This is a genomic window from Herbaspirillum sp. CF444 (assembly GCF_000282135.1).
GTDB lineage: Bacteria > Pseudomonadota > Gammaproteobacteria > Burkholderiales > Burkholderiaceae_D > Herbaspirillum.
This window is the reverse complement of sequence record NZ_AKJW01000011.1, coordinates 54,035-65,246: the sequence shown is the minus strand read 5'-3', so window position 1 is coordinate 65,246 and position 11,212 is coordinate 54,035. Positions and strand designations below refer to the sequence as shown.

At 54.5% G+C, this 11,212-nt stretch carries 1 protein-coding gene; it reads left to right on the top strand.

Going from position 1 to position 11,212, the window contains the following annotated elements:
* Positions 1-8 precede the first annotated feature (8 nt).
* On the top strand, positions 9-11,198 hold the full coding sequence (locus PMI16_RS24930; protein ID WP_007875873.1) for a non-ribosomal peptide synthetase: 11,190 nt from the start codon (positions 9-11) through the stop codon (positions 11,196-11,198).
* The last annotated feature ends 14 nt before the right edge of the window (positions 11,199-11,212 follow it).

The window sequence follows — 11,212 nt, the reverse complement described above, 5'->3', positions numbered from 1 at the left end:
GACGCATCATGGATACCTTTGAAAAATTAAGCGTGCTGGAAAAAGGCATGATGCAGTCGCTCAACAAGAACGCCAAAGCTGAAGTGGCTGCACCTGCGGCTGCATCCGTGGCCGCTCCCGCAGTGCTTCCCACGGAAGCTTCCACCGTGCATCTGGAACCGATCGCCATTATCGGCATGGCGGGAAACTTCCCTGCTTGCATGACGCTTCAGGAATTCTGGGCAGCGCTCGATCTCGATACCAGCCTCATCCAGGAAACTCCCGACAGCCGTGCCGCCATGAGTGCGCCCGGAACAACCGTAAGCAAGCACTGGGGTGGGTTCATTCCCGACATCGCGGGATTCGATGCCGACTTTTTCGGCATCTCCGCATTAGATGCGAACGTCATGGACCCGCGCCAGCGCTTGCTGTTGATGTCGGTCTATCACTGCCTGGAAGATGCCTGCTGCATCCCGGGTAGCTTGGCGGGCAGCGACACGGGCGTTTATGTGGCGGCCGAAGAAGATCAGTACGCCCAGACCATGTTGCTGTTGGGTATCGATACGCGTGATGGAATCGGTCAGTCCGCGAGCATGCTCGCCAACCGGATTTCCTATCATTTTGACCTGAGAGGCCCGAGCGAATCCATCAATGCCATGTGTTCAGGAGCCGCGGTGGCGCTGCATAGAGCCGTCAGTGCTTTAAGAACCGGGGAAATCAGCCAGGCCATCGTGGGTGCGGCGAATCTGTTATTGCGCCCGGAACCCTATGACGCGCTGGAACGCGCCAATTTGTTGAATCGCACATCGACGGTGGCGAGCTTTGGACGCCAGGCAAATGGCCACTTGCGCTCGGAGGGGGTGATAAGCCTCTTGTTGAAGCCATTGAAGCAAGCCGAAAAAGACGGCGATGCAATTTATGCGGTCATCAAGAACACGGCAGTGAATTTTAACGGACGAGGCGGCCTATCCATCGGCGCGCCCAACCCTTCCGCGCACGCCGACCTCGTAGAGCGTTGTTACGACGAAGCAGGCATAGATCCGCGCGACCTCGGCTATATCGAAGCCCAAGGCATGGGGAATCCGCTATCGGACAGTGCGGAATGGCGCGCATTTAATCGCGCATTGGAAAATGTCGCGAAGAAAAAAAATGTGACGCTGCCCGAACAATATTGCCGCGTCAGTTCGCTCAAGCCCATGATAGGACATATGGAGGCGGCTTCAGCCTTGGGGGCCGTTGCCAAGATCATCCGCAGTTTTCAGAACGGGAAGATACACAAAATCCGGGGACTGAATGAAATCAATGAAGACCTCGAGATAGCAGGACAAGCTTGTCGCCTGGCCACGAGCACCGAAACGTGGGCAAGAACAAAACAAGCTCGGCTTGCCGCGCTCCATTCCTTCGGCACGGGGGGCAACAATGCCCACATCCTGCTCGAAGAATACCAGGCGGCATTGCCTCCCCCCGGAAGCCGTGGACACTTTCCCTGCCTCATTCCGCTATCGGCAAAAAATCCCGGGCAGTTAAGCGCCCTTGTCAAGAACCTCAAAAAACACATCGATGAAAATGCCGACCTGGTGCTGGAGGATGTGGCATTTTCATTGCAAACGGGTCGTGAAATGATGAACGTCCGGCTAGGACTACTGGTACACAGCCTGGCTGAATTGAGCGAAGTCCTGGGAAAACTAGCCCGGCAAGACTTATCCAAGCCCTCTTCCACCATCGCATTGAACGACGTCTATTTTGGCTGCAAGGACGAGACTGAACTCACCTTGTCGCTCCTGGCGAATGACGAGGATATGGAGAAAACCATTGAAGCCTGGATGGATAAGGGCAAATTTGGCAAGCTGCTCTCCATTTGGTCCAAAGGCTTGGCCATCAATTGGAAGACCCTCTATGGCAAAGGCGATGCCTATTTGCCCAGGCAAAAAATCCGCTTGCCCGCTTATCCGTTTGAGCGTCGTTATCATTGGTTTGATGCGGATCGGGAGCCCAACGCGATCCAACGCGTTCCGTCCCGTCATGCGAAAAACGAAACGCAGATTTTATCGACTGGCGACGAGCCCGCGCAATATCTCGTGCGTTTCTTATCCTTGCGTTTGCGCGCCAGCGCAGAAATCGACCTGGATATTCCCATGAATCGATTGGGAATCAATTCCCTGGTCCTCCTGGAGTTAAAGCGAGAACTCGCCTCCGAATTTGGCTACGCGAGCAGTATTCTTCACTTGATGTCGGACACGACGAGCATCCGACGATTGGCGGAGGAGATCAAGCTTAATAAACCCCATGCGGAGCAAGAGACGCCAACGGTTCCAACCATCAAAGACCAGGCTTCACGTTATGCATTGTCACGCAATCAGCGCGCATTGTGGTTCATTCAACAGTTGTCCCCCACGAGCAGTGCATACAACATTTCTTATGCGATCCATCTGAATCACGCAATCCATTTGCCGACCCTCGCATCGGCTTTGTCTCGCGTGATGGCAAGGCACAGTATCTTGCGCGCGCGCTTTCACGCTGATGTCCTTCTGGAGCCTTATTTTATTCTTGAAGCGTCGCATGACCTCCCTCTCAAACACATCGACGCGACCACTTGGACAGAGCAAGAAATTGAAAACTGCCTGGCGCAAGAAGCGGATGCCCCGTTTGATCTCGGCCATGACGGCGTGTGCAGAATGGCGCTGATCGAAACAGACGCGACGAAAGAAAATTTGTTCGTCTTTTCGGTCCACCATATCGCATGGGATTATCTTTCATTCGACATCCTGATGAAGGAGCTGGGCCATTTTTATGCTCCCGCCTCGAGTACATTTCCCGAAGAGTTGCCGTGGCAATATGCGGACTATATCAATTGGGAAAAACAATTCCTGCTCGGAGAGAAACACGCTCTGTCGAAGCAGTATTGGTGCGACAAATTAAAAGGAGACTTGCCGACCTTGAATTTGCCCACCGATTATCCGCGTCCTGTGATCCAGACATACCGTGGTGAGACCTATTGCCACGCGATTGATAAACCCACCTGTGACCGCGTGCATGAATTATCCAAATCACGAGGGATCACGCCCTACATGATTTTGTTAAGCAGCTTTCAGGTCCTCCTCAACCGCTATACCGCTCAGGACGACATCCTCATCGGTTTGCCCGCTGCGGGGCGCGACGCTTCAGAGACGAGAAATCTGATCGGCTATTTTGTCAATCCCGTCGTCCTGAGAATCCCCTTTAAATCGTCTATCTCTTTTGACGACTTGTTGCTCGCATGTCGAACCGAAGTGTTGGAGACGCTGGAACATCAGCAGTATTCCCTGGAACAATTGGTCAATGACCTGGCCATCGAACGCGATCCTGGTCGCCCACTGTTATTCCAGGTATTGGTCAATTGGCAATCTTTGCGAAGCACGGACATCTCTGATAATCCGTCACAAATGTGGTTTAGCCAAGTGACCGGCACGCAGCGCGGCGCGGCGTTCGACATTACCTTAAATCTTTTGGAACATGACAGCCATCTGGAATGCCAATGGGTGTATAACACCAGCCTTTTTTGCCAAGAGACGATTGCTCGAATGGCGCATCATTTTTCGTCCTTGTTGAACTCCGCCTTGCGGAACCCGGAATCGGCGCTCGCCGATTTGGAAATGCCGGACGAAACCGGGCACCAGTTTTTGACGAGACGAGATTTTGTTGCAACGAGGCCGTCTGAAATTGCGTTCAAGACCCACGCCGGCAACGTGGAAGATGGCTTGCCAAGCTCCGCAGAACCGCGCGCCTTGTCTCCAGTCGAGGAAAAGCTGCGCAGCATCTGGTCGGAAATACTGGCTTGTCGTCAGATCGGCGTCACCGACAGTTTCTTCAGACTGGGCGGACATTCGCTGCTCGCGATGCTGGTGATGTCACGCGTGCGGGAGCAGTTCGATCTCGAGCTTACGCTTGATTCCCTCTTTCAATTTCCGACGATAGCGTCTTTTGCCAAGCTCATTGAACGAGAGCTGCAAATACAAAAACAAGACAAGAGCGCAGAGATTGTTCACTCAGAACACCCGATAACGCTGATGTCCTATGCCCAGAATCGTATCTGGTTCCTGGATCAATTGGTGCCGGACAATTTAACCTACAGTGTTCCGCTCAACCTGGAAATCGAGGGAGAAATTGACGCCGGCATCCTGGAGACCTGTTTCAAGATGATCTGTCAGCGCCACAGGATTTTGAACAGCTATTATCCGATCAAGGAACAGCAGGCATACACCGCTTACCGGGAAGCGGAGTTCAAACTCGCGGTGTTCGAAGCAGAACAGGAAGCGGCTGCGCTGAGCTATGTTCAAAAGCCCTTCAATCTCTTGCGCGGCCCGCTCTTCAGAGCCGCCCTGGTGCGCTACTCAACAGAGAAGAATGCACTCTATTTGTGTATGCACCATATTATTTCCGACGGCTGGTCGCTGGGCATCCTGATGGACGAGATCGCGGAAATCTATGACGCACTGCTGGGCCGGCGCGAGATTCGATTGCCGGCCTTGCCGATACAGTATGCGGATTACGTCGAATGGCAGAGAGACCAATTCACACGCCCCTCATCCCAACACCAGCTAGCCTACTGGAAACAGCAGCTTGAGGGCGCGCCGCCGCTGTTCCATCCACCGCTGGATTATCCTCGGCCTCCGGTGCCCGCATTCAAGGGCGCCAGTGTGAAGTTCGACATCGACAAAACCTTGACCGACAAGCTGAACGCACTTGCCCAGGCACAGGACGCGACCTTGTTCATGGTATTGCTGGCGGCTTTCGGCATTCAACTGGCCCGTTATACCGGCGGCACGGATGTGGTCATCGGTTCGCCCATTGCGGGACGGCAAAATAGCCAGGTCGAATCGTTGATCGGACTGTTCCTCAACACCATCGTTCTGCGCCTGGATTATTCCGGCGCTCCAGGCTTCACCGGCTTTCTGGGACGCGTCAGAAAGACCTGCCTGGACGCCTACACCCATCAGGATGTGCCCTTTGATCGTCTGGTCGAAGAGTTGCAGCCCGACCGCAATCTGGCGCACTCGCCGCTGTTCCAGGTGATGTTCGTCTTGCAGAATCAGAAAATGAATCCGCCCGGCTTTGGCCAGAGCAAGAGCCGCTTTCAACGGCTGGAAAATCCGACCGCGAAATTTGACCTGACGCTCTCTCTGGACGAATCGGAAGACGGTCTTCATACCAGCTTTGAATACAATGTCGATCTCTTTTCCGCCGCCAGCGTCGAGCGCTTTGCGCTGCATTTCAAGGAGTTGCTGCATACCTTGATGGAGAATCCCGAGGCGGACCATTTTGACTATTGCGCCTTGAGCGAACAGGACGCCGCGCAGCTTCGCGCGTGGAACGATACCGCAATCGACTACCCCAAAGAACAGCAACTCCTGCCCGAGCTGTTTCTCAGCCAGGTCAGGCGAACTCCGGATCGCATCGCCTTGACTTTTGAAGGTGAGCAGCTCAGCTACAAGCTCCTGAACCAGCGCGCCAACCGGCTTGCCGCCTGTCTTCGCCGGCATGGCGTAACGCCGAATGTTGTGGTCGGGATTTGCATGCAGCGCTCTATAGAGCTCGTGGTCGGTCTCCTGGCCATACAAAAAGCAGGCGGCGCCTATCTCCCCCTGGACCCGTCTTACCCGGATGCGCGTTTGCGGTACATGATGGATGATGCCCGCATCACCCTTCTGCTCACCCATCCTGCAGTTGCGCAGAGCGTTTCATCGTTTTCAGGAACCGTCGTGTCGCTGGACGGCGATGCCATCGATGACGGTCAACATGCAGACGACGCCTGGAGCGAAGACGACTGCCCCAATCCCGCTTCGCCCGAGCATCTGGCCTATGTCATCTACACCTCCGGCTCTACCGGAAATCCGAAAGGCGTCGGCAATTCACACGAAGGCATATTTAACCGGCTCTATTGGATGCAACAAACCTTTCCCGTCCTGGAAGGCGACGCGGTCTTGCAAAAGACGCCATTCGGATTCGATGTCTCCGTATGGGAATTTTTCCTGCCCTTGCTGTTCGGCGGACGCCTGGTCATTGCCAAGCCCAATGGACACCAGGACCCGGCTTACCTGGTCAGGCTGATCCGCGAGCAGAATGTGACCCATCTGCACTTTGTTCCTTCCATGCTCGAGATATTTTCTCGTGAAAAAAATATCGAAACCCTGGATTCAATCAAGTATCTGTTTTGCAGTGGAGAAGCCCTGTCGTTCGACTTGAGGACACGTTTTCTCAAACGCCTTCCCATCGCTTTGCACAATCTTTATGGCCCCACCGAGGCAGCAGTCGATGTGAGCCATTGCCCCTGCGGCCCCGATGAAGACTTGGACTTGATCCCGATCGGCAAGCCGATCGCGAACATTCAGCTGCACATCGTCGACCCGCATTGCAATCCTGTTCCTATCGGTGTGGTCGGCGAATTGCTGATCGGCGGCATAGGACTTGCGCGTGGATACGTCAATCGCCCCGCGCTTACCGCTGAAAAATTTATTCCGGATCCTTTTTCCGCGGAACCAGGCGCGCGATTGTACAAAACGGGGGATCTTGCGCGATATCTGTCCGATGGGAATATCCAATATCTGGGCCGGATAGATAATCAAGTCAAGATCCGGGGATTTCGCATCGAATTGGGTGAAATTGAAAATGTGATTCTGGAACATCCCAATGTCGTTGAATGCACGGTGATTGTGCAGACCAATTCTGAGCTGGACAAGCGCTTGATTGCATTCATCGTCACTGGCGGGAAGTCTCTTGACGCCAATACCCTGCATATCTGGGGTGCCGAACGCCTGCAATCCTATATGGTTCCCTCTGCCTTTATCGACATCGAGCAGATGCCATTGAACGCCAATGGCAAAGTCGATCGTTCACGCCTGGTGCAACGCGCCCGCGATCTTCGAGACACAGGAAACGTCGAACATGCAGCGCCAAAAAGCGATCAGGAAGCCCTGTTGAGTGAAATCTGGTGCGATATTCTGAAACTGGATTCAGTCAGTGTCAGGAGTGATTTCTTCGCGTTGGGAGGACATTCACTCCTCGCCATGCAAGTGGTTTCGCGCATCAGGGACGTGTTTTTTGTCGAACTGCCCTTGCATGTGCTGTTCCAGAATCCCACCATCGAGTACATGGCGGCACAGATAGATACGCAGCGTTTCGCGCAGGCGCTGCCAGCCATTACGCCAGTGGCGGATGAAGAGGTGCCGCTGTCTTATGCACAGACGCGTTTCTGGTTTCTCGATCAATTGGAGGGACAGAGCTCCAACTACAACATGGCAATCGCCATACGGTTCGACGGCCCCCTGCATCAGCCGGCGCTTCTCAACGCCTTGCGCAGCCTGGTGGAACGACACAAGGCATTGCGCAGTTATTTCATATCAAAAGACGGCATGCCCTACCTGGGATTCACGGATAGCGCATTTGAGATCCCGACCCGGCAACTGGATCATCTGACGCCGGAAGCGCGATCCGCCCGATTGGATGAACTGATCGCGGAGGAAGCAAAAACCGCATTTGTTCTGGCGGACGGCGGCCTGTTCCGCGCCAGCCTCTTGCAACTGGGGAAAGAATCGCACGTACTGATGGTGACCATGCACCATATCATTTCAGATGGATGGTCAATCGGCATCCTCATGAACGATCTGCGCGAATACTATGCCGCATATAGCGAGGAAAAGCCCATCTTGCTGCCGGACTTGCCGATAGAATACGGCGACTTTTCAGCATGGCAACGGCAATATTTCGATCGCGATTATCTCGCGCAGCAAATCAACTATTGGAAAAATCAGCTGCAAAGCGCGCCGGAGTTATTGCAGCTGCCAACCGATTTTCCGCGCCCGCCGGTTCAAACCACCAATGGCAGCGAATGGCGCTTCACGTTGGATAAATCGACCAAAATACGGCTTGAGGCCCTCAGTCAGCAAGAAGGCGCGACGCTGTTCATGACGCTGCTGTCGGCTTTTTCACTTTTGCTGGGTCGATATTCCGGGGCCGAGGATATCGTCATCGGCTCGCTGGTCGCCGGCCGTAACCTTAGTCAGATCGAGACCGTGGTGGGCGTATTTGTCAATACGATTGCCTTGCGTATCGATCTTTCGGATTCCCCCGATTTTTCCGCACTCTTGAAGCGCGTCAAGGAAATCACCCTGGGTGCCTACTCCCATCAAGATGTTCCGTTTGATCGGCTGGTGCAAGAGCTGCGCCCGGAGCGCAACCTGAGCTTTTCTCCTTTGTTCCAGGTCATGTTTGTCTTGCAAAACGCACCGATGGAATTATTGGAGCTTCCCGGCCTGCAAGCCACCCCGCTCATGCAGCACAATAAGACTTCCAAGTTCGATATTCTGTTTTCCATGGAAGAAAATCACAAGGGCATGGAATGCATCCTGGAATACAACAGCGACTTGTTCAAAGAATCGACGATGCAAAGATTTGGCGAGCAATTCCTGCTGCTGGTGGATGCCATACTGGATGCGCCCGACGCGCCCGTCCATTCTCATGCCATTCAGACCTTGGGCGAAAAGGAACTTCTGGCCACCTGGCGCGCTGCGCTTCCAAGCGTGCCGGCTCATGTTCAAAGCCTGCCTGCGATTTTTGAGCACGCGGTTCAGAAAGCACCGGAGTCCATTGCACTGGTCCTGGAAGATGAAGCGATCACTTACGATCAACTGAATCGACGAGCCAATCGCCTGGCGCATCAACTCCGCGCCATGGGCGTGGGGCCGGACTTTTTGGTTGGCATTTGCCTCGAACGATCGACCGACATGATCGTTGCCATCCTCGCGGTCCTGAAGGCGGGGGGCGCCTATGTCCCGCTGGACCCAGCCTATCCTGATTCCAGCCTGCAATTCATGGTCAGGGATGCGGCATTGGCGATCATTGTGACAACCGGACCGCTCACGTCCAAATTCGGCACAGGCGCAGAGACGGCAAGCCTGCTCCTCATCGATCAGGACATTCAGGCGACCAATGAACAAAATCCGGATTGGCACATCGATCCGGAACACCTCGCCTACGTGATTTACACCTCCGGATCGACCGGAACGCCGAAAGGCGTGTTGGTCACGCACGCCAACGTCAGCCGCTTGTTCAGCGCCACCCGGCCGTGGTTTGAATTCAACGAGCACGATGTGTGGACACTGTTTCATTCCTACGCGTTTGATTTCTCGATCTGGGAAATCTGGGGCGCCTTCGTGCATGGCGCACGCCTCGTGATCGTCCCTTACATGACCAGCCGCTCTCCGCTTGATTTTTACCAATTGCTGATACGGCAAAAAGTCACCGTGCTCAGTCAAACGCCTTCGGCATTCAGACAGCTGATGAATGCCGACAACGAACTTGATCAGACAGGTGAAACCGCGCTGCGCTACGTGATCTTCGGCGGCGAAGCGCTGGATCTGGAAAAACTGCGCCCCTGGCTAGAACGCCATGGCGACCAGGAACCGCAGCTTGTCAATATGTATGGCATCACTGAAACGACGGTGCATGTCACCTGCCATCCCATCACGCTCAGCGACCTTGAACACCCCGTCAGCAATATCGGCGTCCCCATTGCCGATTTGCAGGTGCATATCCTGGATCAGTCGCTCAAGCCCGTCCCCCTTGGTGCGGTTGGCGAAATGCATATCGCCGGCGCCGGCCTTGCACGCGGCTACTTGAATCGCCCGGAGCTTACGGCGCAACGCTTTATTGCCTACCCGGACGGTCTCGAAAACCGGGAGCAAAACCCGCGTTTGTACAAATCGGGCGACCTGGGAAGATTTTTGCCCGACGGAAAAATCGAGTATCTCGGACGCATCGATAATCAAGTCAAGATTCGCGGTTTCAGAATCGAGCTGGAGGAAATCGAGGCGGTGCTGCTGAAAGCGGAAAACGTGATCGAAAGCGTGGTCATCGTGGTCGGCGCGGCCAGCGAAGAAAAACAATTGCTGGCCTTTGTGTGCGCAGACACGCCGGAACTGATCGATATCAATGCGATCCGGCGCTTTGCGGGACAACGGCTGCCCGTGCACATGGTGCCGCAAGCCTATGTGGTCCTGGACACGATTCCATTGACGCGAAATGGCAAAGTGGACCGCGCGCTGCTTGCGAAAATCTCGAAAGACAAATACCAGCGCGTCAAGGAAGTGGAATATGTCGCCCCACGCGACGGACTTGAACTGAGAATGTGTCAGGTCTGGGAAGATCTCCTGCAGGTCAAGCCGATAGGCATGACCGACAATTTCTTTGACCTGGGAGGACATTCGCTGGTTGCCGTGACGCTGATGTCCCGTATCGCACAGAAATTCAATCAGAAACTGCCCCTGGCCTCGTTGTTCCAAAACGCCACCGTCGAGAAACTGTCGAACCTGCTCAAAGGACAAAACGGCGATCGTTATTTCACCTCCCTGGTGTCGGTCAATGCAAACGGCAGCAAGCTGCCCTTCTTCTGCTTCCCGGGCGCCGGAGGGAGCGTGGTCTATCTGTATGAGCTGGCGCGGCAATTAGGCGACGATCAACCATTCTATGGCTTGCAAGCGGTCGGTCTGGATGGTGAAACCGATCCGCTGGAGGACGTCAAAGACATGGCCGCGTACTGGCTCGAGGAAGTTTTGAAAATACATCCGGAAGGGCCCTTCTTGCTGGGTGGTCATTCGTTTGGCGGAAAAATCGCATTCGAACTTGCACAACAGCTGATACGGCGTGGACGCGAGGTTGCTCTGGTGGTTGTCCTGGGCACGACCGCCCCTCATCCCGACATGGTGCCGATAGCGCAAGACTGGGAGGGCACGCGCTTTCTGCCTGAACTCGGCAAAGTGATGGAGGAATATCTGGAGCGACCTTTAGGCATCACCGAAGAGTTGCTTTCCACCATGTCCGAGCCGGAGCAGCTGGAGTACGTCAAGAATATTCTCATCGCCGCCAATTGGCTCCCTCCGGAGATTGAAACCAAGCAATTCCTGGGGATCGTGAACGTGTACCGGACCAATGTCAGCGCAGATTACCAGCCGCAAAACGCCGTAGAGCTGGATCAATTGGTGCTCGTCAAAGGCGACACCGAGAAACAGTATTGGCCCATCCAGAATGAGCCTGAATGGGGCTGGGATCGATTCGCCAAACAGGTGACAATCCATATCACTCCGGGCAGTCACACCAGCATGCTGGCCAACCCGAATGTACAAAGTCTCGCGCACTACTTGCGTGATTGCTTTACCCAGGCAAGCACGGTAGCGGAACCTCTATAAACAGCCAAGGAAAA

Bases quoted from the DNA above. Each gene is read 5' to 3' on its own strand.
- PMI16_RS24930 (WP_007875873.1), top strand. From the start codon at position 9: ATGGATACCTTTGAAAAATTAAGCGTGCTGGAAAAAGGCATGATGCAG.